Below are 21313 nucleotides of genomic sequence, written 5' to 3'. Positions count from 1 at the left end.
CCGAGGCCGTCAAAACATCGACTCTGAATGTTCAGCAACAAGCCCGGTCCGCACCATTCGACTGTCAATCTCGGCAATGAGCACAGTCTCGTCTTCAGGGTTTACCCACTATGAAGGTGGGTCACCAGGTCCGACGAGCGGATGCCGCCAGAAAAGGAGGGGACCGTACTCCACGTGCGGCACTAAGACATCGATTCGGCCCTAAGTTGATGTTTTTTATGGAAGAGATTCGACATCCGATGCAAGGGCGGGAGTTCAAACTCAAGCGCACAAAGTTCAAAGTTGGCGGAATCTCGACACCCCTGTCGAGATTCAGTTAACTTTGAACAGGTCATGTCGGAGGGACGAGCTTGCGCGGGCAGGCCGCTCAGTAAACCTTGAACCTGTTGTTCACTTAAGTTTGAACTATCCGGACGGCAGTTCGTTTAACTTTGAACTTTCTGGAGCGCAGCCAGAACTATGGTCTTCAGCGGCCGATAGTCTATGGCAAATTTCCGGAATCGGCCATGAGCCGACGTTCGACGTGAGGGCCAAGATCGTCAACGATCGACCACGCGTCAAAATGCCTAGCCCAAAATGGCAGCTCACAAATCTTCGAGCTCAAGATCATGATTTCGTTTGACACCGGAAGTCATCGTTTCAATCTGAGGGCTGCCGCCGTCATCTATCAAGACGAATACGTGCTGCTGCATCAGGTAGAGGGGGACGACTTCTGGTGTCTTCCCGGAGGCCGGGTCGAGCCTGGAGAACATGCCGCACAGACGGTCATCCGTGAGATGCGGGAAGAGGTTGGCGCTTCCGTCCACATCGAGAAAACTCTCTGTATTGTCGAAAATTTCTTCAGCCATAACGGACGGCCAAATCATGAGATTGGCCTCTATCTCATTGCGCGCCTGGAAGCTGGATCGCAGTTGCTGGATTTGACGGTTTTGCACCATGGGTCCGAGGGGAGCAAGCGCCTTACATTCTCGTGGGTTGCTCGGCAACGGCTGTCTGAAATTGAGGTACGCCCCGTCTTTCTTCGTGAATTGCTTCAGGTCGATCGTGTCGACCTCGCACACGTGATCCAGCGGGAATCGCATTTCGAAATCTCATACTGAGCGAATGCCCCCCGCTGGTCGGTTACAGGAAAAGCGTCGGATCGCATCGTTCGGCCACAACTGGCCGTTCATTGCTCGGTCAGATGGTTGACAATCAGTTATTCTGCTTAGGCACTGTACATCTCATAGGCGACGACTTACCGGCATGCCTCCATTTACCTTTACAGTTCGCGCTGCTTCGCCACGAGACACCGCAGGGTGGTCATCGTTGCGGCGTCTGCTCTGGCAACACGTGAGCGAGGACGACCACATTTGCGAAACTCAGCGATTGCTTGCCGACCCACATCGCTATGCGAACTTCATCGCTTTTTCTTGTGAAAACTCGCTGATTGCGTTCGCAGAAGCCGCACTGCGCCACGACTACGTAAACGGTTGCAAGACGTCGCCCGTGCTCTTCTTGGAAGGCATATACGTCGTTCCGGCTGCGCGCCGAGTTGGCATTGCGAGGGCGTTATGCACCGCCGCCGGTCAGTGGGGCCCAGCGCACGGCTGCACGGAGTTCGCGTCCGATACACAGATCGACAATCTCGACGGACAGGCGTTGCACCGAGCCCTCGGCTTCGAGGAAGTCGAGCGTGTCGTCTTCTTCCGAAACCGCCTCATTGCAAAATGACAATGCGCCTTTTTCACTTTAGCGACGATCCGGATATAACGATATTCCACCCACGCCCCGTTCGGGTCGCTGTCGATAGACCAGCGGGGCAAGAACGGCTGAACGGGCCACTCGTCTGGGCAACGGACGAGGCACATGAGTTGTTGTACCTCTTTCCGCGCGAATGCCCACGCATTGTTGTTTGGCCCACGCAATACACAAGTGAAAAGGATCGAACTGCATGGTTCGGCGAGACGACTAACCGCCGGGCTATTGCTCACATTGAGCGTGCGTGGCTGGATCGTCTCACTAGTGGCGTCATCTATCGTTACCATCTAGCTGCTGATCAGTTCGAGGATATCGACGACGCGGGAATGTGGGTTTCGAATACCCCTGTCGTTCCGTCGCATATGGACGTCCTTGATAACTTGATCGCTGAACTGGATTCACGGAAGGTTGAGCTGCGAATCATGGGTAGTCTCACACCCCTGAAAGAAATCTGGCAAACGACCCTACACGCCAGCGGAATAAGATTGCAGAATGCGCAGGGCTGGGGAAAACCGGGCTGGACCCACTCGAAGCCCGGAAGAGCAGTCGCGATTAAGTAGCGTGTGACCGCTTTCGAGAATCGCGACTGCCTCCTGTGGGTCGCGCGCTGTCGATCGCCGGCCCGTGAGTTTCGGGCGGCGTATGCCGATTGCATTCGACAGGCATCGGCCAGGGAGAGTCATCCAGCTTCGTTGCCTAAATCGTGAACAATTTTCGCAATCATAGGACGCGTGTAGGTCTCAATCGGATCGACTCCCGGTCGACTAACTTCACCCGCGTCAAAGGCTAAATAGATTTCGTAAAACAAGGCGGGGAAGTCTTCCCCCTTCGCGGTCCAGTCGTCATACACGAAACCGATAATCGCGTTTACCACAGCGTCGCAAACCAGAAGGGGAGTCGCCCCTCGTGAAATCCGACCGCGATTTGCCGAGCCATCGCGTTATACGCGTCCCGCCTCGTCGATCCGACAATCTGGGTCCAGAGTTCAATGTCGGGGGCTGAAAGCAACCATCCTGTGGGCCTCTGATCGTAGCGAGACTGCAATTCCCGTATAAATGCTGTTTGCGGATCATTTGGAACCGGGCTCATGCTGGTGATTTTTTGCTATGGCGAGCGACCAAGTATAAGCGACAACACACGGCCATCTTGAACGGCCGGTTGCGGTAATCTTGTAGGTCCCCTGTGGGTCGCGTGCTGTCGATCACGATTCGGCGAGGTCCGCGGTGTGCGAGGAACAATGACTGGCCATAAAGATCCGGCCGACTGCTGCGGCCAGACAGCCGTTAATCCACAGACTGCCGCCAGACGGATGCGACACGACAACTAACCGGCGCTCTACAAAAATTTGTTGGCCCCGCTCGGACCTGATGGATCCGGCATATTTCAACGCGCCGCGTTTGATGTAGATGCGGATAAGGTTGTGTTTGCTCCGGAGGAACGCGCACTGCCAAATAGCATGCTGATTTTCGACGGGTTGTTCGTGCACCGGCCAGAGTTGCGAGCGATCTGGGATTTTTCAATATTCCTTATCCCCTCAGACTTGGCGGAGCTAGATGCTTTGTCTAACTCGAGAACCCAATTGTGCGCATTGCGACGGCTTGGAGCCCTACGCACGTAGCGCCCCGGCGCTCGGGGTATTCGAAGGCACGTGTGGGGTGTACTTATTGCAGCGGTGGTGCAGGAGCCAATTTTTGTGCGAGATCTAACGTAACTGATCAGGAAGGGCGGACTGCCTCACTTCAAAGCGTGTATTGTTACCTTGCGAATTCCCACTTGCTGCTGGCGGGAATTGGACTTCAGAATACAGCATCCAAAATAAGGAAAATAGATGAACAGACCGGTATCGATCACGGTGCTCGCATGGTATTCAATTTTATCTACCTTGATCACGACGCCTTTCATGTTCAAAACGCAAACATCGATGACGCTCCTTGGTCTTCCGATTGGGTTTACGTATCACCTGATCGTCGTGTCGGTCCAGATAATTAGCGCCGTAGGTTTGCTAAGGGGGCTGCCTTGGGCACGTTTGTTGTTTGTCGGTCGGTTGGTATTCGTGACGGCTGTCATCGCAGTAAAAATGTCGAGCTCTCAGATGATTGCCGCACTACCGATCGTGGCGATTATCGACGGAGGAGTGTTCTTTGTGCTATATCGGTCGTCCGCCGAGGTGTATTTCGGGAAGAAATATACCGTTCAAAAATTAAAGCAGGACTAGTTGAACGACCGCTTTGGAGAAGCGCGACCGTCCCTTGGGGTCGATGACGGTCCGCCGCGTCAGGCGACTGTCGGCCAGCTTAAAACGTTCGCCCCGAATGTCTACATCGTCAGCAATCAGGAAATATCGCCCCAAATAACCTTGAGCCACCAAAAGCGGTTTCATAAATACCCCCTCCTAATTTCTTCGGTATTTATGAAATGAAAATCTGCTCTAGTCACTATGCATTGCGTGAGAAACGATGCCCCAGTTCACGCAACCACATGAGAAAGGTATTAATAGCGGGATCCCCAAGGCGGGCATTATGGACGTAGCTGCAGTAGCGCCATGCCGGCAGAGCCGGTCCGTCGAACGGAAACACGAGACGGCCCTCTTCGATATCGAGTGCTACAAGCGCGGTCGGGCCCATCGCGATACCCAGGCCATCAATAGCGGCCTGCAACGTCAGATAAAAGTGATCCAGTTGCTGGGAATTGCGTGTAGCAAGCCGAGGGTTGCCGCACGCCGCGAGCCATTCGTCCCAAAGGCCAGGATAGGTCGCCGTGTGCAGCAGGGTGTGATGCGCCAGGTCCGAGACATGGTGTATCGGATGAGATTCCAGCACCTTGGGCGAGCACACCGGCAGCCGGACTTCCGACAGAAATTCATTGACTACATACCCTGCCGCTTTCTGCTCGCGGCCGCGAATCGCCACGTCGCATTCGTCGCGCAGTCTTTCGATCGGTTCATTCGAGGTAGTCAGGCGGACTTCCACCGCCGGATTGGTCAACTGGAAGTGGGAAAGCTGCGGCAATAGCCATCTCAACGCGAACGTAGTCGGCGCATTGACCCTGATGATCTGCTGTCGCGTAACGCGAAGATGTTCGTCGGTCGCCAGCGCGATGCGGTCGAGTGCCGCCGATATCTCCGACAGGTAGGCGCGTCCCGGTGCGGTCAGTACCACCCTTCGGCCGCGGCGTTCAAACAGGTCGTGTCCAAGCCAGGCCTCTAGTTGTCCCACTTGCCGGCTCACTGCCCCGTGCGTGACGCAAAGCTCGTCGGCTGCGGCTGAAAAGCTCTCGGCCCTGGCGGCCGCCTCAAACACGCGCAGCGCGTTCAACGGTGGCAAACGACGTGGCATACGGCAAATCTCTATGTGAGTTTTCCTGACAAATATGATGACTTTATATCGATTTTCGTGGCTGCTGTCGACGCTTATATTGCGCTGGTTGGCAACAGATCCGGCTTGCGATCTGTTCGATAAACTCACCAGGAAGGCTACCGTATGCAAAATGTTGTCGTGGTTGGCGCGCAGTGGGGCGATGAGGGAAAAGGCCGGATTGTGGATTGGCTTGCCGAGAAAGCGGACATCGTGGTCCGCTACAACGGTGGCCACAACGCCGGCCACACGCTTGTGGTGAATGGTCAGACCTACAAACTGGCGCTGCTTCCCAGCGGGATCGTGCGCGGAAAGCTTGGACTGATCGGCAACGGCGTCGCCCTTGATCCCGAAGCGCTGCTTGCGGAGATTGACCGCATGGCCGCACTGGGCATCCGTATAACGCCAGAGACGCTGCAGATCGCCGAGACGGCCACGCTTGTTCTACCGGTCCATCGCGCGATCGACGCCGTTCAGGAACGCTTGCGCGCCAAACCGATCGGCACCACGCTACGCGGTATCGGTCCGGCATACGAAGACAAGGTGGGGCGCCGAGGCTTGCGCGTCTGCGACCTCGCTGAACCGGCACTGCTCGCGCAAAAGCTCGATGCACTGCTTGAGCACCATAACGCGTGGTTCCGTGGCGTCGGTCTGGAACCTTTCCAGCGAGACCAGATGTTGAGCGACCTGGTTGCCATGGCACCAAGAATCCTGCCGTTCATGGGACGCGTCTGGGAACGACTCGACAGCGCCCATTCATCGGGCAAGCGCACGGTATTCGAAGGCTCGCAGGCCGTGATGCTTGACGTGGATTGGGGTAGCTATCCCTATGTGACGTCGTCGACTACCGTCGCCGCAGGCGCGGCCAGTGGCACCGGCATCGCCCCCTCACGCCTCGGGCAGGTGCTCGGTGTCAGTAAGGTCTATGCAACGCGTGTCGGCGAAGGCCCTTTCACGTCCGAAGTGGACGGAACACTCGGTGACCTGCTTAGGCAACGCGGCGCCGAGTATGGAGTCAACACGGGTCGCCCGCGTCGCTGCGGTTGGCTGGACACGGTACAACTGCGCCAGAGCACCAAGGTCGCCGGCATCAGTCTGCTGGCGCTAACCAAGCTGGATGTGCTCGATGGCTTCGATTCGGTCTACTTGTGCGTAGGCTACGAGCTTGATGGGAAGCGCATCGATTACATGCCGTCCACCAATGCCGAGCAGCAGCGCCTGCAGCCGGTTCTCCAGCGCTTTGATGGTTGGGACGGTTCGACCCGGGGCATCCGGTCCTATGGCGATCTGCCCCGCCAGGTCGCGGCGCTGATCGAAGCGATTCAGCAGGAAGTCGGCGTTCCGGTGTCAATGGTTACCACGGGTCCTGAACGTGATGACGCGATTGTCTTGCGATCTCCGTTCGCGTAAGCGGGCGCCACTCGGCCAGAAATCGAGCTCCGCGGTGACTCACAATGCCGTGACCGCGTTTGCGGAGAAGGGAGCGCCAACGGATACTTGAGACTGGCGTCCAGGCTGTCATCGTTCCAGGTAGAAATCGAGGGGGATCAGTTCGACGGCCCATCCGCCTTCTTCGCCCAGCGTGGCGGCCGGGTGCATGGACGCGATGCGCAACGCCTCGTCACGGCTATCTGCCTCGATGATGAACAGGCCGCCCACGACTTCCTTCGTCTCGGTGTAAGGCCCATCGGTGACTTGAGTCTTACCGTTGCCCGGGCGGAGAGTTCTCCAGCTGTCCAGATCGCCAAGCGACGCGGAAACGAGAACCTTGCCGGTAGCCCGCATCTTCTCGTCCAACGCGGGGCATTGGTTCACCAATTTTTTGACGTCCTCGGGCGCCATCGCCGCGAATTTTTCAGGGGTGAAGTAGGCTAAGCCGACGTATTTCATGGGAGCTCCTTTCCGCGGGGATACACTGACGACGAGACAGATGGTCGAAAATCGACAATCTGCTCAACCCGTGTATCAACGGCTTGATCCTCATCGAATCGCAGCACGCGACACATGCGACTTTCAAGCCACGCTTCATGGCGCGCCCGGCTGCGACCCGGTAATTTCCCCTCTTCATATTGCGCAGCCCACGCGAGGAAGGCGGGATCGGCACCGCCGAACAACGACATTTCGCGGGCTTCGATTCGTTGAAGTCGAAGCGCGGTCGGCAGTGACAGGAATATAACGAGGTCAAAACTATTTTCCAGTTCTGAACCCCAGCCGCACACCGAGCCAGATAAAACCGATGCGTCGCATGCCTCAATTTCGTCGAGAAGCATCGTCAAACGCCTTTCCGGATCGTATTTCTCTTTGAATGGCGGGACAGTTGGCTTCCAATAGAAGCTGTCCGCATCTACAAAGTTGAAGCCGAGCCGCATTGCCAACGCGCGTCCCAGAGTTGTAGTTCCCGATCCTGCAGCACCGACAATGTTGATGCGACGATATGCGAAACGATTCATGAATCGACCCGAGGTTAAGCTTGGAGTATTGCATAGCGACAGGCGACCGCAACCGGTTGGTCGACATCGCCGCCCAGATCGTTAACAATCGTTTGCGCCCACCCGCGCACAACGACGCAATCCCGCATCCGAACGAGCCTTACATGACTGAAATATCCATCAGATCCGCCAATATTGACGATGCGCAAAAGATCGCTGATTTTCATGTGAAAGTCTGGCGGCACACATACCGGGATCTTGCGCCTGCGGAAGCATTCGCCGTCCTCAACGAGAAATTTCGTGGTGCAAAGTGGAAGGAAAAGCTGTCTTCGAACGACCCCAGCCACATCGTGCTCATTGCTGAGATCGACCGCAAAACGGTTGGGATCGGGGCGGCCGGTGAGTCTTCAGAACCGATCTTCGACGGCCGCGGCGAGATTAAATTCCTTTATGTCGATCCTGACTTCAAGCGCCGCGGCATTGGGCGGCAGTTGCTTGCACAACTCGCGATTCATTTGAGGGAAATGCACTACCAGGGGGCCGCTTTAAGCGTCGTTAAGGGAAACGAACTCGCGATCGCTTTTTACGAGGCGCTGAATGGCCGGCAGGTAGGCGAGTACGTCGATCCAGGGCCAATCTGGAAATCACAAAATATCGTATTTGCATGGGACGACGTTGCGAGTTTGATCCCCTGAGAAATGTCGACAGCGTTCTCACAGCGTTGTAGTGGGCAACCATACGCCGGAGGGAATCCCGCTCGACCGACGATGATACGCAGGCACTTCCTCGCACGCCGGCCTCACCTCTGCCAGCAGACTCTGGACAAAGAACACGATGAACCCTACGCACTCGATAAGAACAGCCAGACGGGAAGACGCAGCGCGCATCGCAGTCCTTGGCGCACATGTGTGGGTGCATACCTACGCAGCAGCGGGTGTGTCCGATGTAATCGCGCAATATGTCGTGACGACATTTACGCCGGAAAGGATCGTGGCTCTAATGAACGACCCGGGCGTCGTTCTATTGGTCGCCGAGGTGGCAACCAATCTGGCTGGCTATATCGTGGTGCGCTTCAATTCGTACCACGCCGACATTCCCATCGAGATTGAAACACTCTACGTTCAGGATTCGTTTGCTGGCCGCGGAATAGGATCGTCATTGCTGACTCGCGCCAGAGAGCTTGCGATGGACAGAACCGGAGACCGCGCCATCTGGTTAATCGTCAACTCCCAAAACGAAAAGGCGATCTCCTTCTATCGTTCTCGCGGAATGACTCAGGACGGTGTCGCGTACTTTGAGCTCGGCGGCATCCAGCACGAAAACAAGGTGATGGTCACAAGAGACTGATTCGAAGGCCCTTTCCCACGAATCCTCTCCACACCTGAGAGTGGACATAGTACACGCCGGGATGGCCCCCTCTCCCCCATCGGTCATTTGACCGATACCGTCACAGCACCCCACCTGCGATCCTCACCCTCATGCCAGCTGCGAGCCACGACTGAAACGTGACTCCGGCATCGGAGATTCCGACCTGGGCGGACGAACGACGCGACGCAATCGTCGCTCGCGCGGATAGTCGCGCGCTACGTTTCCCCTACCGACGACAACGAGGCCGTTTTGAGCCACACAACCATTCATCCCGTATGGGTCCGCGCATTCCACTGGATCAATGCCGCCGCAGTGATCCTCATGTGCATGAGCGGCTGGCAGGTGTATGAGGCCTCTCCCGTCTTCCACGCGATCCGCTTCCCGGCATCTATCACACTGGGTGGCTGGCTAGGCGGTGCGCTGCTCTGGCACTTCGCGGTCATGTGGATATTGGTCGCCAACTTCGCGACGTATCTCGTGTTGGGTGTCGTCACCGGCCGACTGCGTAGAACGATCTTCCCCATCACCCTTGGCGCAATCATGACCGACCTCGCAGCAGCGCCGCGCGGCAAGCTTAGCCATGGCGACCTCAGCCAGTATAACGCCGTGCAAAAAGCGGCTTATCTCGTTGTGATCGTCGACATCGTGCTGGTGATTTTATCGGGCTTGACTATCTGGAAGCCCGTTCAGTTTCCGGTTCTGCGAATGCTGATGGGTGGTTTCGACAACGCTCGCATCGTCCATTTCGCCGCGATGAGTGTGCTCGTTGGCTTCTTTGCCGTGCATATCGTCATGGTGGCGCTCGTTCCACGATCTTTGCTCACCATGATCTGGGGGCGCTAACCATGAACTCGAAGAAGCCTCCGCAGACACTCGACACCGAATCCATCATCAAAGACGCGCGCAAGGAACTGAGTTCGACTTCCCGCCGCCTTTTTGGCAAGCGAATTCTGACCTTGGGCGGCCTGGCGCTGTTGTCTGGCTGCGATCTGACCAACGACAAATCGGTGAACAACCTGCTGCGCACCATGTCCTCGTTCAATGACGGCGCGCAGGCTCTGCTCTTCGATCCTGGCAAGCTGGCGCCGACGTATCCGGAATCCATGATCACGCGGCCGTTTCCGTTCAATGCTTTCTACGACATCGATCAGGTGCCGGACATCGACGCTCAGACCTACCGCCTCGAGCTGTCGGGTCTCGTCAAAGGCAAGCGTATCTGGACGCTCGGCGAACTCCATGGGTTGCCGCAGCGCAGCCAGGTCACACGGCATATCTGCATCGAAGGCTGGAGCGCGATCGGCAAATGGGGTGGCGTGCGCTTCTCCGAGTTTCTGTCACTGGCCGGCGCGGATACCACGGCGAAATACGTCGCGCTGCACTGCGCCGACAACTATTGGACGAGCATCGACATGCCGACGGCGCTGCATCCGCAAACGCTGCTGACGCTCACCTAGGACGGCGACATCTTGCCCGCGAAGTACGGCTTTCCGATGAAGCTGCGCATGCCGACGAAGCTCGGCTACAAGAACCCGAAGCATATCGTCGCCATCTCGGTGACGAACCAATTTCCCGGCGGCTATTGGGAGAACCAGGGCTACAACTGGTTCGGCGGCTCCTGAACCGCAAGCCGCAGATTTCTCTAACCGTAACAAACCAACGGAGTAGTTATGTCCATTCGCCTTAAGCTCGCCGCGTCTTTCGTCGCGCTCACGCTTGCTAGCGCTGCTTTCGCTCAGTCATCGGCGGGCAAGCCCGAACGAATCCGCGGCGACATCGTGTCGTTCGCAGGCAGCACGCTGACGGTGCATCGGCGCAGCGGAGACACTGTGACCATCGAAATGAGCGACGCGGCGCATGTCAACGCCGTGAAAGCCATCCCCCTGTCCGATATCAAACCGGGTTCCTATGTCGGCGCCGCGGCGATGCCGGGTCTCGACGGCAAGCTGACCGCGAAGGAGGTGCTGGTCTTCCCCGAAGCCGCACGCGGCACAGGCGAAGGTCACTACGCATGGGACCTGGGCGCGAACAGCTCGATGACGAACGCCAACGTGGATACCGTCGTGGCCGGCACGAGCGGGCGCGATCTCAAGCTCTCGTACAAGGGTGGCAGCAATACCATCAATGTGCCGACGGACGCTCCGGTGGTCACGATCATTCCTGCCACGCGCGACGATTTGACGACTGGAAAGAAGGTGTTCGTCGTGGCAGTGCCGGCGAAGGGCGGAGCCTACGACGCACAATTTGTCGTGGTCGAAAAGGACGGCGTAGCCCCGCCGATGTAATGGTTTCGGCGTCGAGGCGTGGTGTTATGTGGCTCGCATGAACGTGCTTTGATTCGGGCCACTCGCGAGGAGCGCATCGGTCGTTCGACCGATGCCGCCGAAACAGGCCGGATGCCATCATCTCTATCAATGCAGGCCTCTTGTCTCGATGACGCTGCTGCGGTCCTGGCGACAACGCACCGCGACAAGAGCCTGGCGCATCGCCTTTTGCGATGCGGTCGACAAATTTTGAAGGAGTTGCAATGGCTACCCAACTTTCGGACACTACCCGCCTTCAGGGCGAGCGGTGGCTCAAGCAGTATTACTTTACCCGTGCTGCATTTTCTGTCGTGTGGGTCGCGCTCGCGTTCACCATTGGGCAGCATGCCGCGGCGTTCGGAGCCGGGCTGCTGATCGTCTATCCGATCTGGGACGCGCTGGCCAACTACGTCGACATGTCGCGTAGCGGCGGGATGCGAGAAAACCTTACGCAGGCTTTCAACGTTTTCGCTAGCGCGGCGATTGCGATTGCGGTGATTGCGGTTCTGAGCACCAACGCGATCCCGGTGCTGGATGTATTCGGCGTCTGGGCCGTTCTGTCCGGCTTGCTTCAGCTTGTCACCGCTGCCCGTCGCTGGAAGCGCTTTGGTGCGCAATGGGCGATGATTCTGAGCGGGGCCCAGTCGGCGCTGGCTGGGGTGTTTTTTGTTGTGCAGGCGCATGCAGCGGTGCCTCCCGCGATCGTCAAGGTAGCGGGCTACGCAGGTGTCGGTGCGCTGTATTTTCTTGTGTCTGCGTTGTGGCTGTCGGCTGGGCAGTTGCGGCGTAAGCTTGCATCGTCGCCTTGAAGGAGTGGATTACGACTCGCATAAAGACGGTGTTATTGGCGCCAATAACACCGTCCGGTTTCACAAGCGAGAACGAAAGCGCGAGGCGTTCGACCTCGCATTGTGGAGATCAGTACTGGTACCCGACGTGAACGCTGCCCTCCTGCATCGACGCATGTGTCGTATTGATGAGCCCGTCGTATTCAAGTCCGATGTGACGGTTACCGATGGATCTATGACCGCGCGAGCCGTATCGTTTTTCTCAGTCGAAGCCGGCAAAATCACTCGCATCGTTGAATATTGGCCGGAGTCATATGCCGCCCCCGCCAATCGTGCGCATCTTGTCGAGCGCATCGAGTAGGTGACCGCGTATAGCCGGCGTTGTGCCGGTTAGACCACCGCCGCGAACCGGCCAACAAGAGACGGTCAATGCGAGCGGCCGAATCGTCGACAACGCAACTCGGGTAGCTAATGCGACTGCTGTCGCTGGCTAATCCATGTGCTCGATGTCCGGGGGCATTTCAACCCAGGAGTGCATGCGTTCTTCGTACACGGAGAAGGTCGGGGCAGGAAACGTCGGGTCTGCGAATGCCCCGACGGTGATGATGATGCTGTCTTCGCGTTCCTCATTGTTGTAATACACCGTGGAACCGCATGTGGGGCAGAAATGGAACGTGCTCTTGCTTCCGCCGTCACCAACCCGAACGAACGTGTTTGAGGTACCGGTAATGGTGACCGACCCTGCGGGAAATCGAGCCTGTGCAGCGAACACGCTACCGGTTCTGCGTTGGCAATCGAGGCAGTGGCAAACGGAAATGCCGACCGGGGCACCCGATGTCGTGGCTGTGAGTTGGCCACAAGCGCAACTGGCAGTTCGGTTCGTTTCGAGCATCCTATTCGCGCTCCCTCAACTCGGTGTCGTACACATCTGGTGTCAACGCTTCGGCGTAATCCGGTATAAAAGCCTCGGTCTCGGTCGTGTGTGGGCACCTATTGATAAGCGCGTTATCTTACCTTTTCAAAAAATCGATTTTGCGTTACAAATGCCCGCTTCCCGAAAAGCCTAGAGCTCGTCGTAGGGCACGTTATGCCAGTCACATGAGACGCTCTTCGGCCAGAATCGGTCACTTACCTCGGCCGCGAAAGACTGCGCGACCGGGGAGCCTTAGCCCGTAAGTGTCAGGCGCGCGAAAGCAAATAGTAGCCAAAGCCGAGCGTTGCTCGCCCCCACTGCAAGTATGAGCTGTGCCAATCTTGCATTCGCTTTAAGAACTTCTCCGCATCGGGATCATCCGGATTCGCCGCCAAGTATTGCATCATCGCGTCGCAGTACCTGCCTTCGTATTCATCCCACTCATCATCACTGCTGGTTGCGGTCCGCAGCAGGTTGTAGCCCAACGCACTGGCGCGCTGGGCGTTTTCCGCGTGAGAAACGAACTCGTCGGCTGTTCCGTTAATTGCATCTAGATAGCCTTGCGAGGGTGTCCGCTTCCAATACCCATCGGCGACGAGCAAACGGCCACTGGGCTTCAGCCAGTCGAAGGCGACGCGCAGGCATTCTTCGAACGAACCGAATGCGTGCGTAGATCCGACGCAAAGGATTGCGGCGTATCCGCCTTCGGGCCGAGTGTGCTCCAGTAAGGGAGCGTTGATCAAGCTCAGCCGCGAGTCGTTTGGAAAGTCCTGCCGAAACGCAACTCGCGCCTCGACTAAGAAGCTCTGATTGATATCGACGCCGACACCACGTGCCTGCGACATGTGCAGCACATCTCGCAATAGCGCTGCTTTGCCACAACCGGCGTCCAGCACGATGTCATCTGCGGAGAGATTCGCGACGAAACTGCGAAGGAGTTCATGAGCTTTATTCCGCGACAGCGGGCTCAGGTAACGGTGGTTACTGTGTGCAATCGTGGAAAAACGGAAAGGGTCGTAGTTCATGTTGGTCATGGTTCTCTTGCGAAAGGGTATTGATGGCTTTTTTCAACATCGATTCACAAAGAGCTTTCATACACGAACCTCCCAAATATTGTCGTTATACAGCGCAGCAAGCCTACACAGATTCTCGAACGGCTGCAATTTTTACGCTTGGGACCGTCCGCTCTGGGCGTTAGCGGATGGCCGGTTCGGGTGTGCGCCGTGAAAAGGTGGCGCTTTCCAGCGGGTGCAAGCCCCGCCCGGCAAATGCTCCAGCCGGAAGCAACCGGAGCAGCTATGGAGGCAACGAAGTGGCTGAAGCCTTCGGTGACGCGTGTCACAAATTGGTGACAGCGCGAGTGTGCAGGCCGTAACGCGAGTGAACGCCGGGCAAACCTCGAAAAGGTCGATGCGCAGGCCGACCCGACAACCCTATCGGGGAAGGCTGATACGACTGGGCGAATGAGCAGGCTGGACGCCCAGTCGCTGCGCCGGGGTAGTGGCGACAGCATGTACACAAGGAAAGCGTACGCAACACGGGAAGTCCCTCGGCGTGGTCAGGGATGACCAACCGGACGCCCGCGAGGGACAGGCCGGGCGCCTTGGGATGACGGAGAGGCCCGTAGTACTGGTGAAGCCGGGTAATGCCGGTGGAGGGAAGGGGCCTCAGTTCAAGACCAACGAAACACGTAGTGAGGGACCTGGAGATTGGGCAACCTATCAACTCCGATCAGTGTTCAGAAGCTGCAGACGGCGTTACACTCGAAAGCGAAGGCAGAAGCCGGGTACCGCTTTTACGCTCTGTACGACAAGATCTACCGTGAGGATGTGCTGGCGCATGCGTACGCCCAGTGTCGCTCGAACAGGGGCGCGCCGGGTGTCGATCGGCAAGACTTTGCGGAGATCGACGCGTACGGGGCGCAGAAGTGGCTCGGCGAACTGGCGCTTGCGCTCAGGCAGGAGAGTTACCGGCCGGACCCTATCAGAAGAGTGTTTATCCCGAAGGCCAATGGCAAGCTGAGGCCACTGGGCATCTCGACCTTGCGTGATCGGGTGTGCATGACGGCAGCGATGCTGGTGCTCGAACCGATCTTCGAAGCGGACCTTCCATCAGAGCAGTACGCTTACCGCCCGGGGCGAAACGCCCAGCAAGCGGTGATCGAGGTGGAGGAACGGCTGCATCGAGGGCAAACGGACGTCGTTGATGCCGACCTTGCGGACTACTTCGGAAGTATTCCACACGCCGAACTGATGCTGTCGCTGGCGCGACGCATCGTTGATCGGCGCATGCTGCATCTGATCCGGATGTGGCTGGAATGCCCCGTGGAAGAAACCGATACCCGAGGCCGGAAGAAACGTACGACGGAGGCCAAAGACAGCAGACGTGGCATTCCGCAAGGCTCACCCATCTCACCACTGCTGGCGAATATTTATATGCGCCGGTTTGTGCTGGCATGGAAGAAGCTCGGACTTCAGCGCAGTCTTGGCAGTCGCATTGTGACCTACGCGGACGATCTGGTGATCCTGTGCAAGGAAGGGAAGGCTGAGGAAGCCTTGTTACGAATGCGCGAGATCATGGACAAACTGAAGCTGACGGTCAACGAAGAGAAGACACGAATCTGCAAGGTGCCGGAAGGCGAGTTCGACTTCCTGGGTTATACGTTTGGGCGGCTGTACTCAGCGACGACTGGCAAGGCCCGTATGGGCATGCGTCCGTCGAAGAAGAGTATCCGGCGCATGGTCGAAAAGATTCATGCGATGACCGCCCTCAAGGCGGTGTGGCAAGAGACCACGGAGCTGGTGGGCCGGTTGAACCGCACGTTGCGCGGCTGGGCGAACTACTTCAAGGTAGGCTCGGACAGACGCGCGTATCGGGCGCTCGACAGCTACACCGCTACGCGGTTGCGTCGGTGGTTACGCAACAAGTACAAGGTTCGACGTCGCAGAGGCGGGACCTATCCATCCCCGCATCTCTACGGGCACTTCGGTCTCGTGCGTCTGACTGGTCCATGGTTGTGAACCTGCCGTGTGTGAAGGCGTGGTGTCCTGTCCGAGAGCCGGATGCGATATGTGGTGTTGCCTCAAATGAGGTCTTGCGGCGCCAGGTCGAGGTTTGTCAGCGGTGTATGTCTATTGAAGGCCACATAAATTTGCGCCGGAGTAGTGTCGGAGATCCGAAGGTTAACTCGGAGATCCGATCATGTTCGGTACATTGTTTCATTACCCCCGTGTACTGGCTCGTCATCGCAATGGTCCATCGGCCGATGATCGAGAACGCTATCTGGCCCACTGCGCACAGGGTGGTGCAGCCCAATCAACGCTGTTGGGCCTTGCACCTGAGCTTCTCGCTATTTCCCGGCGTATCGCGCTCGACAACGAGCGATTGATTCCGTCTGCGGAGGTCGAGATGGCAGCCGATCGCTGGGTTCGTTACCAGCGACGGCATCAGCGAATCCTGACGGGAAGGTTCTCGCGGGAACGGTTTATTCAGACCGCTACGGCCTGGCTTCGCTTCCTGGGGCGACTGCAAGAGCAGCAACCTGAAACGCCGCCATTCGCCGATCTGGTTCAACAGTTCGACAGCTACTTGCGCGAGGAGCGCGGCCTGTCGTCACACACGATCCACAATCGATGCTGGCACGTTCAGGCGTTGTTGTCCTGGCTCAGCGAGCAAGGAAGCAGCATCGGCGAGATGCGACTCGAACAGGTCGACGCTTTTTTTGCGCTGAGACGAATGCAAGGTTGGTCCCGGGTATCGATGGCCACCTTTGCCGGCGCGCTGCGAAGTTTCCTCCGCTACGCCGGTGAGCAAACCTGGTGCTCGAAGAGACTCGCCGCCGGTATCGAAGGACCGCGTCTGTTCAGCCACGAGACGCTTCCAGCCGGGCCGAAGTGGGAAGACGTGCAGCGACTCATTCGCAGCACCGATACGGACAGTCCCCATGATATCCGGGACCGCGCCATTCTGTTGCTCCTGGCGGTCTACGGGCTGAGAAGGGGTGAAGTCGTTGCCCTGACTCTGGACGACGTGGACTGGGAACATGACATCCTTCACATCAGCCGTCCAAAGCAGCGGAGCAAACAGGACTACCCGCTTGCAGCCGAGGTAGGTGAAGCAATTCTGCGATACCTGGAACAGGTGCGACCTCACATTGTCTCGCGCTCCTTGTTTGTCACCATACGAGCCCCGTTTCGTCCGCTCGCGCCTACGAGTCTGCACTACCTGGTCAAACGACGATTGCGAGTTCTTAACATCAGTTGCAGTCATGGCGGCCCGCATTCGCTTCGACACGCGTGCGCGACCCGTCTGGTGGCTGAAGGACTCTCCCTCAAGGAGATCGGGGACCATCTGGGCCATCGCAGCGCCTACGCAACGCGCACCTATGCCAAGGTCGATCTGGCTGGCCTGAGGCAGGTCGCAGACTTTGCCCTGGGAGACCTGCTATGAAACTGCCTGAAGCGGTCGCCGCGTACGTGGCCTACAAACAGTCACTGGGGATGCGCTTTGCCACTGAGGCGCGTACCTTGAAGTCCTTTCATCGAACGCTCGGCGACATCGATATGCGCGAGGTCGACGCCGATTGTGTCTATGCGTTCCTTGCTGGCAAGGGTCCCATCACGCCTTTCTGGCATCGCAAGTTCAACGCGTTGCGCGGCTTCTACCGCTTTGCCATTGCTCGCGGCTACACGACCAGTTCGCCGTTACCCTTAACGGTACCAGAGGAACACCGGACCTTCGTGCCGTACATCTATTCGCGAGAAGAGATACGGCGTCTACTCGCGGCGACGGCTGGTCGTGAACGCTGCAATCTGTCATCGCTAACTTGCCGCACGCTCCTGCTGCTGCTCTATGGTACTGGGCTTCGCATCGGCGAGGCTGTCGGCCTGAATCTGGCGGATGTGGATCTGGACTCCGGAGTGCTTTGCATACGTGAGAGCAAGTTCTACAGGACACGGCTGGTGCCGACCGGACCAGATCTGACATCGGTGCTGGCCAAGTACGCTGTCGAACGCAATAAATGCCCGCCACTCGACCCCGACGCGGCCTTTCTGCTGACGAAGCGCAGACAGCGCCCGTCCAGAGCCGGCGCCGAGTATGCCTTCAAACAATTGCGTGAACGCGCACAGGTACGTCGTGACGATGGTGCGCGGTATCAGCCACGACTTCATGACCTTCGGCACACCTATACAGTTACCCGGCTGGTCTCCTGGTATCGCGAAGGCGCGGATGTACAACGCCTGCTGCCCCAGCTGGCAACCTATCTTGGTCACGTGCATATTGGCGCCACCCAGCACTACCTGACCATGACGCCAGAGTTGCTGCGGCAGGCGAGCTTACGTTTCGAGCGCTACGCCCGGGGAGGAGACGATCATGCGTGACACAACCCTTCTTGGACCCTGGGTCCGACGCTTCCTGCTCGAGCACCTTATCGGCGAGCGGAACCTCGCTCGCAACACCCAGCAGAGCTACCGCGACACGCTGTGCCAACTGATTCCTTTCGCTTCTGGTCGAGTCCACAAACCGGTCGACCGGCTGGCAATGACAGATGTGTCGGCCGAGATCGTCCGGGACTTCCTCTCAGATATCGAAGTCTGTCGCGGATGCAGCGTCGCGACGCGGAATCAGCGCCTGGCTGCTATCCATGCCTTGGCTCGATTCGTTGGCGAGCACAGCCCCGAACATATCCAGTGGTGCACCCAGCTGCGCTGCATCCCCTACAAGAAGACTACAAGAACGCTGGTACCCTATCTCGACAAACCTGAAATGGATGCGCTCCTTGCCTGCCCAGATCGACGTACATCTCAAGGTCGACGTGACTACGCCCTGTTGCTGTTTCTCTACAATGCCGGTGCGCGGGCGGACGAGGCGGCCCACCTGACCATCGGCAACGTCGATGCGATCTCCAGCAGCGTGAGCGTTCTCGGCAAGGGACGCAAACAGCGCCAGTGTCCGCTATGGCCCGACACCGTGCGAGAGTTGTGCAACCTCGCTGGCCAACGTCCATCGCAGGAACGGGTATTCCTCAATCGCTGTGGGCAACCCCTGACGCGTTTCGGCATTCACGCGGTCGTAGAGCGTTACGCTGTCAAGGCGCGAGCCAATATGCCCTCGCTCGCATCCAAGCGCGTCAGCCCGCACAGCATTAGACATTCAACTGCGACCCACCTGCTTCGATCCGGCGTCGATATCAATACCGTACGGGCGTGGCTTGGTCACGTCTCCATCGATACGACCAACGTTTACGCCGAAGTTGATTTGGAGATGAAGGCCAACGCCCTGGCGCGGCTTACTATCCCCAGCGATCGAAAGGCGAACAGGCGATGGGCCAAAGATCCCGCGCTGATGGCGTTTCTCCGGTCCTTGTAGCAGGCTTCTTTATGTGGCGTTCAGCCGGCCGGATCCTGTCAGGATCGCGGCTCGGGCGCCGCAAGACCACATTTGAGGCAACACCACATATCGCATCAAATGTGATCGAACTCATTTAATGCGGGAGATCTGCATGTCCGGTTCGATGAGCGGGGGTGTGGAAACGGAGTTAGGGCGAGGTTACTCGGGCACCGCCAGACGAAAGGGGCGGCAACAGACAAACCGAACCTACTGCCACCGCGCCACATCTCGACTCTACCGTGATCTGCCCGTTGCATAGGCCCGTTCGATGAACGCCCGGCGGAGAGATCTATCAGTCGGAATTCGGCTAGGAAAGGATCTTCGACATCGCTGGCTAGATCGTCGACATTCGACTATTCACCGTCGGTCAACGCGGAGCTTCTGGACTCGAAGGTAGTTGATCGTTGAAAGTATTTGCCGTAGGGCCGCGAACCGGGTGAATCGACGAATAACGTGTTCCCCCTGTTTGAGTACCGCAGCGATTTGGAGTCCAATCACGCAGTCAGGAAATTGGACATAAAGAAGCGATTCACGGAAAAGCAGATCATCGGCTTCCTGCGGAAGCCCTCGGCCGGACCCCGCTGGGGCGTTGATCGTGCAAAATGACCGGCCACCAAGGCCAAGGAGACGACATGGATTCGCAGACCACATCGCAGGAACCGGAGATGGATGACGACGGTCGCCGACGCAGGGATTTCGTTCGTGGCGGCTTCTCCTTGGGTGGCGCGATCGCGCTCGCAAGCACCGCCTCTGCGACTGCCTCTGCGGCGCCGAAAGACGACCTTTGGGCGACGCCTGCGCGCACCGGCGGCAAGCTGCTGGTGCGTTGGCTGGGCGGTGGCGTCACGGAAATCGCCACACCTGACTACAAGCAGATTGCGTACGGCGACGCGTGGATCTGGAACAACGCGGGCTGGGATCGTTTCGGCGTGAAAAAGCCGCCGGAATATGCCAGTGCCAAGGGATTCGCCGACTATGTCGCGGGCAAGAAACCCGATGCAGTCTTTGTGCTGCTCACCCATGACCACGGCGACCACATGGGCGATTACTTCGAGATGCTCAAAGCGCTGAACGACGCCGGCGTGCTGGTCAAGACCACGGGGCAGAGCGACATGATGCGCTCAGCGCTAGTGCCGGAGTTTCGTAAGGTGGGCCTGGATCCCGCGGAAATCGTCGTGAACGGCGGGGCGGGGATGAACTTCGGCGGGGTGTCCCTGCACGGCGAGATGTCGGCGCATCTGATTCCCGCACTGCACTCCAACTTGTGCGGCTATCCGGCGGCGGGCTTTATGCTCGACATCGGTGGAGTTCGTGTGTATCTGAGCGGAGACACCGATCTTTTCGGCGACATGCGATTGATCGGTGAGCGTTACAAACCCGATCTGAGCATTGTGTCTGCGGGCGGCGGGCCCTTCACGATGAATCCGCAGGACGCGGCACGGGCCAGTGCGTGGGTGGGGGGGGCCCATGGCATACCCGTGCATTATGCGCACAACGGGCTGGTGCTGGGTGTCGAGGCGGGCGAGCAATACCGCCAGGCTGCCTCGCACGTGGCGCCCTCGCTGCGGGTCTCGGTAATGAAACCCGGCGAGCAGACGTTGATCACCGTCTGACGGTGTGGGCTGTGGCGGCTCGCGTGCCATGGGTCGGTTCGATTCCGGCCCAGGCCACCAAAAAACGCAGTGACGTTTCTAAGGCCCATTGCCGCGAGCGAGCGGCGGCTTGGCGGAAACTCGATTGTCGTAATCTGCCCGTTGCATAGGCCCGTTCGATGAACGCCAGACGGGGAGATCCATCAGTCGGAATTCGGCCGATACTGTTGAAAAAGTCGATGACCGTCTCGCGCATGAGGTTTTCAGGGGTCTTCTTACCCTTGACCGACGCTCGCGAGCGGCTTGTGGGTCGATCTGAGAGGTCGATTTTTTTGCTTGTCGATTGCAAAAGCGAGGCAGCGACTTTTTCAACAGTATCGGCCACTTTCAGACAGTCGACATCGCCGCCGAATCGCTGACAATCGCCGTGAAAACGGGCG

At 58.0% G+C, this 21313-nt stretch carries 23 protein-coding genes and 1 pseudogene; 17 read left to right on the top strand and 7 right to left on the bottom strand.

The genetic code is table 11. The features are described from left to right. Positions 1 to 608 precede the first annotated feature (608 nt). The 4 genes from P3T24_RS28980 to P3T24_RS28965 all read left to right on the top strand — a co-directional run bounded on the left by P3T24_RS28980 (position 609) and on the right by P3T24_RS28965 (position 3955). The gene (locus tag P3T24_RS28980) at positions 609 to 1100 is read left to right on the top strand and encodes an NUDIX hydrolase (RefSeq protein WP_429440010.1); all 492 of its coding nucleotides are present in this window, start codon (positions 609 to 611) and stop codon (positions 1098 to 1100) included. Between the two features lie 145 nt (positions 1101 to 1245). Next, positions 1246 to 1713, top strand: coding sequence for an aminoglycoside 6'-N-acetyltransferase (gene aac(6') / locus P3T24_RS28975; protein WP_429440008.1), 468 nt, complete (start codon positions 1246 to 1248; stop codon positions 1711 to 1713). Further along, positions 1710 to 2300: a DUF6886 family protein gene (locus P3T24_RS28970; RefSeq protein ID WP_429440005.1), complete on the top strand. Its 591-nt coding sequence runs from the start codon at positions 1710 to 1712 to the stop codon at positions 2298 to 2300. Before aac(6') ends, P3T24_RS28970 begins: the two co-directional genes overlap by 4 nt. A 1268-nt stretch (positions 2301 to 3568) precedes the next feature. Next, positions 3569 to 3955, top strand: coding sequence for a hypothetical protein (locus P3T24_RS28965; protein ID WP_429408554.1), 387 nt, complete (start codon positions 3569 to 3571; stop codon positions 3953 to 3955). Here P3T24_RS28965 and P3T24_RS28960 read toward each other — a convergent pair. Both P3T24_RS28960 and gcvA read right to left on the bottom strand, forming a co-directional pair. After that, entirely contained in the window at positions 3941 to 4120 is a 180-nt protein-coding gene (locus P3T24_RS28960; RefSeq protein ID WP_429408555.1) for a hypothetical protein, read from the bottom strand. The two genes, P3T24_RS28965 and P3T24_RS28960, sit on opposite strands and share 15 nt — an antisense overlap. Positions 4121 to 4175: 55 nt before the next feature. Next, positions 4176 to 5075: a transcriptional regulator GcvA gene (gcvA, locus tag P3T24_RS28955; protein ID WP_429440003.1), complete on the bottom strand. Its 900-nt coding sequence runs from the start codon at positions 5073 to 5075 to the stop codon at positions 4176 to 4178. A gap of 144 nt (positions 5076 to 5219) precedes the next feature. Between gcvA and P3T24_RS28950 the strand changes: the two genes are divergently transcribed. After that, positions 5220 to 6503 carry an adenylosuccinate synthase gene (locus tag P3T24_RS28950; RefSeq protein ID WP_429440000.1) on the top strand — a complete coding sequence of 428 codons (1284 nt, stop codon included), beginning with the start codon at positions 5220 to 5222 and terminating at the stop codon, positions 6501 to 6503. A 108-nt stretch (positions 6504 to 6611) separates the two neighbouring features. Here P3T24_RS28950 and P3T24_RS28945 read toward each other — a convergent pair whose 3' ends face one another. Continuing rightward, a complete protein-coding gene (locus P3T24_RS28945) occupies positions 6612 to 6983 on the bottom strand; it encodes a YciI family protein (RefSeq protein WP_429408558.1) in 372 nt (123 codons plus the stop codon). Next, positions 6980 to 7543 (bottom strand): AAA family ATPase, encoded by a 564-nt coding sequence (locus P3T24_RS28940; protein ID WP_429408559.1) that lies wholly within the window; start codon positions 7541 to 7543, stop codon positions 6980 to 6982. Before P3T24_RS28940 ends, P3T24_RS28945 begins: the two co-directional genes overlap by 4 nt. A gap of 143 nt (positions 7544 to 7686) precedes the next feature. On the opposite strand from P3T24_RS28940, the gene P3T24_RS28935 reads away from it, so the two are divergent. From P3T24_RS28935 to P3T24_RS28905, 7 genes and pseudogenes are all read left to right on the top strand, one after another. Beyond that, positions 7687 to 8217, top strand: coding sequence for an N-acetyltransferase family protein (locus P3T24_RS28935; RefSeq protein ID WP_429439997.1), 531 nt, complete (start codon positions 7687 to 7689; stop codon positions 8215 to 8217). 241 nt (positions 8218 to 8458) lie between these two features. Continuing rightward, positions 8459 to 8869, top strand: coding sequence for a GNAT family N-acetyltransferase (locus P3T24_RS28930; protein ID WP_429439994.1), 411 nt, complete (start codon positions 8459 to 8461; stop codon positions 8867 to 8869). A 270-nt stretch (positions 8870 to 9139) separates the two neighbouring features. Continuing rightward, positions 9140 to 9733, top strand: coding sequence for a cytochrome b/b6 domain-containing protein (locus P3T24_RS28925; RefSeq protein WP_429439991.1), 594 nt, complete (start codon positions 9140 to 9142; stop codon positions 9731 to 9733). A gap of 2 nt (positions 9734 to 9735) precedes the next feature. Further along, positions 9736 to 10509, top strand: a pseudogene (locus P3T24_RS28920) (molybdopterin-dependent oxidoreductase). 48 nt (positions 10510 to 10557) lie between these two features. Continuing rightward, positions 10558 to 11172, top strand: coding sequence for a hypothetical protein (locus tag P3T24_RS28915; RefSeq protein ID WP_429439988.1), 615 nt, complete (start codon positions 10558 to 10560; stop codon positions 11170 to 11172). A 242-nt stretch (positions 11173 to 11414) separates the two neighbouring features. Further along, complete coding sequence (locus tag P3T24_RS28910) at positions 11415 to 11999, top strand: DUF308 domain-containing protein (RefSeq protein WP_429439985.1); 585 nt, start codon at positions 11415 to 11417, stop codon at positions 11997 to 11999. Next, positions 11983 to 12339: a hypothetical protein gene (locus tag P3T24_RS28905; protein ID WP_429439982.1), complete on the top strand. Its 357-nt coding sequence runs from the start codon at positions 11983 to 11985 to the stop codon at positions 12337 to 12339. Before P3T24_RS28910 ends, P3T24_RS28905 begins: the two co-directional genes overlap by 17 nt. A gap of 129 nt (positions 12340 to 12468) precedes the next feature. Here P3T24_RS28905 and P3T24_RS28900 read toward each other — a convergent pair whose 3' ends face one another. Together P3T24_RS28900 and P3T24_RS28895 are read right to left on the bottom strand one after the other, a co-directional pair. Beyond that, positions 12469 to 12870 (bottom strand): GFA family protein, encoded by a 402-nt coding sequence (locus P3T24_RS28900; RefSeq protein WP_429439980.1) that lies wholly within the window; start codon positions 12868 to 12870, stop codon positions 12469 to 12471. 287 nt (positions 12871 to 13157) lie between these two features. Continuing rightward, entirely contained in the window at positions 13158 to 13925 is a 768-nt protein-coding gene (locus tag P3T24_RS28895; protein WP_429439978.1) for an SAM-dependent methyltransferase, read from the bottom strand. 675 nt (positions 13926 to 14600) lie between these two features. On the opposite strand from P3T24_RS28895, the gene ltrA reads away from it, so the two are divergent. The 5 genes from ltrA to P3T24_RS28870 all read left to right on the top strand — a co-directional run bounded on the left by ltrA (position 14601) and on the right by P3T24_RS28870 (position 20894). Further along, on the top strand, positions 14601 to 15911 hold the full coding sequence (gene ltrA / locus P3T24_RS28890; protein WP_429439975.1) for a group II intron reverse transcriptase/maturase: 1311 nt from the start codon (positions 14601 to 14603) through the stop codon (positions 15909 to 15911). A 181-nt stretch (positions 15912 to 16092) separates the two neighbouring features. After that, positions 16093 to 17340, top strand: a complete 1248-nt coding sequence (locus P3T24_RS28885; protein WP_429439972.1) for a tyrosine-type recombinase/integrase — start codon at positions 16093 to 16095, stop codon at positions 17338 to 17340. Beyond that, positions 17337 to 18272, top strand: coding sequence for a tyrosine-type recombinase/integrase (locus P3T24_RS28880; protein WP_429439969.1), 936 nt, complete (start codon positions 17337 to 17339; stop codon positions 18270 to 18272). The genes P3T24_RS28885 and P3T24_RS28880 overlap by 4 nt, the downstream gene beginning before the upstream one ends. Further along, a complete protein-coding gene (locus P3T24_RS28875) occupies positions 18265 to 19260 on the top strand; it encodes a tyrosine-type recombinase/integrase (RefSeq protein ID WP_429439963.1) in 996 nt (331 codons plus the stop codon). The genes P3T24_RS28880 and P3T24_RS28875 overlap by 8 nt, the downstream gene beginning before the upstream one ends. Positions 19261 to 19913: 653 nt before the next feature. Continuing rightward, positions 19914 to 20894, top strand: coding sequence for an MBL fold metallo-hydrolase (locus P3T24_RS28870; protein WP_429439960.1), 981 nt, complete (start codon positions 19914 to 19916; stop codon positions 20892 to 20894). Here P3T24_RS28870 and P3T24_RS28865 read toward each other — a convergent pair. Then, entirely contained in the window at positions 20884 to 21258 is a 375-nt protein-coding gene (locus tag P3T24_RS28865) for a hypothetical protein (protein ID WP_429408600.1), read from the bottom strand. The two genes, P3T24_RS28870 and P3T24_RS28865, sit on opposite strands and share 11 nt — an antisense overlap. Between the last annotated feature and the right edge of the window lie 55 nt (positions 21259 to 21313).

The organism is Paraburkholderia sp. GAS33 (assembly GCF_050436645.1).
In the GTDB taxonomy this organism is placed as follows: Bacteria; Pseudomonadota; Gammaproteobacteria; order Burkholderiales; family Burkholderiaceae; genus Paraburkholderia; species Paraburkholderia phenazinium_B.
The sequence above is the reverse complement of the archived record's forward strand: the minus strand, read 5'-3'. Positions and strand labels throughout refer to the sequence as shown.

Coding starts and splice junctions, on each gene's coding strand:
- P3T24_RS28945 (WP_429408558.1), bottom strand. CDS start 6,983: ATGAAATACGTCGGCTTAGCCTACTTCACCCCTGAAAAATTCGCGGCG.
- P3T24_RS28900 (WP_429439980.1), bottom strand. CDS start 12,870: ATGCTCGAAACGAACCGAACTGCCAGTTGCGCTTGTGGCCAACTCACA.
- P3T24_RS28960 (WP_429408555.1), bottom strand. CDS start 4,120: ATGAAACCGCTTTTGGTGGCTCAAGGTTATTTGGGGCGATATTTCCTG.
- P3T24_RS28870 (WP_429439960.1), top strand. CDS start 19,914: ATGGATTCGCAGACCACATCGCAGGAACCGGAGATGGATGACGACGGT.
- P3T24_RS28885 (WP_429439972.1), top strand. CDS start 16,093: ATGTTCGGTACATTGTTTCATTACCCCCGTGTACTGGCTCGTCATCGC.
- P3T24_RS28940 (WP_429408559.1), bottom strand. CDS start 7,543: ATGAATCGTTTCGCATATCGTCGCATCAACATTGTCGGTGCTGCAGGA.
- P3T24_RS28950 (WP_429440000.1), top strand. CDS start 5,220: ATGCAAAATGTTGTCGTGGTTGGCGCGCAGTGGGGCGATGAGGGAAAA.
- P3T24_RS28980 (WP_429440010.1), top strand. CDS start 609: ATGATTTCGTTTGACACCGGAAGTCATCGTTTCAATCTGAGGGCTGCC.
- P3T24_RS28935 (WP_429439997.1), top strand. CDS start 7,687: ATGACTGAAATATCCATCAGATCCGCCAATATTGACGATGCGCAAAAG.
- gcvA (WP_429440003.1), bottom strand. CDS start 5,075: ATGCCACGTCGTTTGCCACCGTTGAACGCGCTGCGCGTGTTTGAGGCG.
- P3T24_RS28875 (WP_429439963.1), top strand. CDS start 18,265: ATGCGTGACACAACCCTTCTTGGACCCTGGGTCCGACGCTTCCTGCTC.
- P3T24_RS28895 (WP_429439978.1), bottom strand. CDS start 13,925: ATGACCAACATGAACTACGACCCTTTCCGTTTTTCCACGATTGCACAC.
- P3T24_RS28970 (WP_429440005.1), top strand. CDS start 1,710: ATGACAATGCGCCTTTTTCACTTTAGCGACGATCCGGATATAACGATA.
- P3T24_RS28910 (WP_429439985.1), top strand. CDS start 11,415: ATGGCTACCCAACTTTCGGACACTACCCGCCTTCAGGGCGAGCGGTGG.
- P3T24_RS28965 (WP_429408554.1), top strand. CDS start 3,569: ATGAACAGACCGGTATCGATCACGGTGCTCGCATGGTATTCAATTTTA.
- P3T24_RS28915 (WP_429439988.1), top strand. CDS start 10,558: ATGTCCATTCGCCTTAAGCTCGCCGCGTCTTTCGTCGCGCTCACGCTT.
- P3T24_RS28880 (WP_429439969.1), top strand. CDS start 17,337: ATGAAACTGCCTGAAGCGGTCGCCGCGTACGTGGCCTACAAACAGTCA.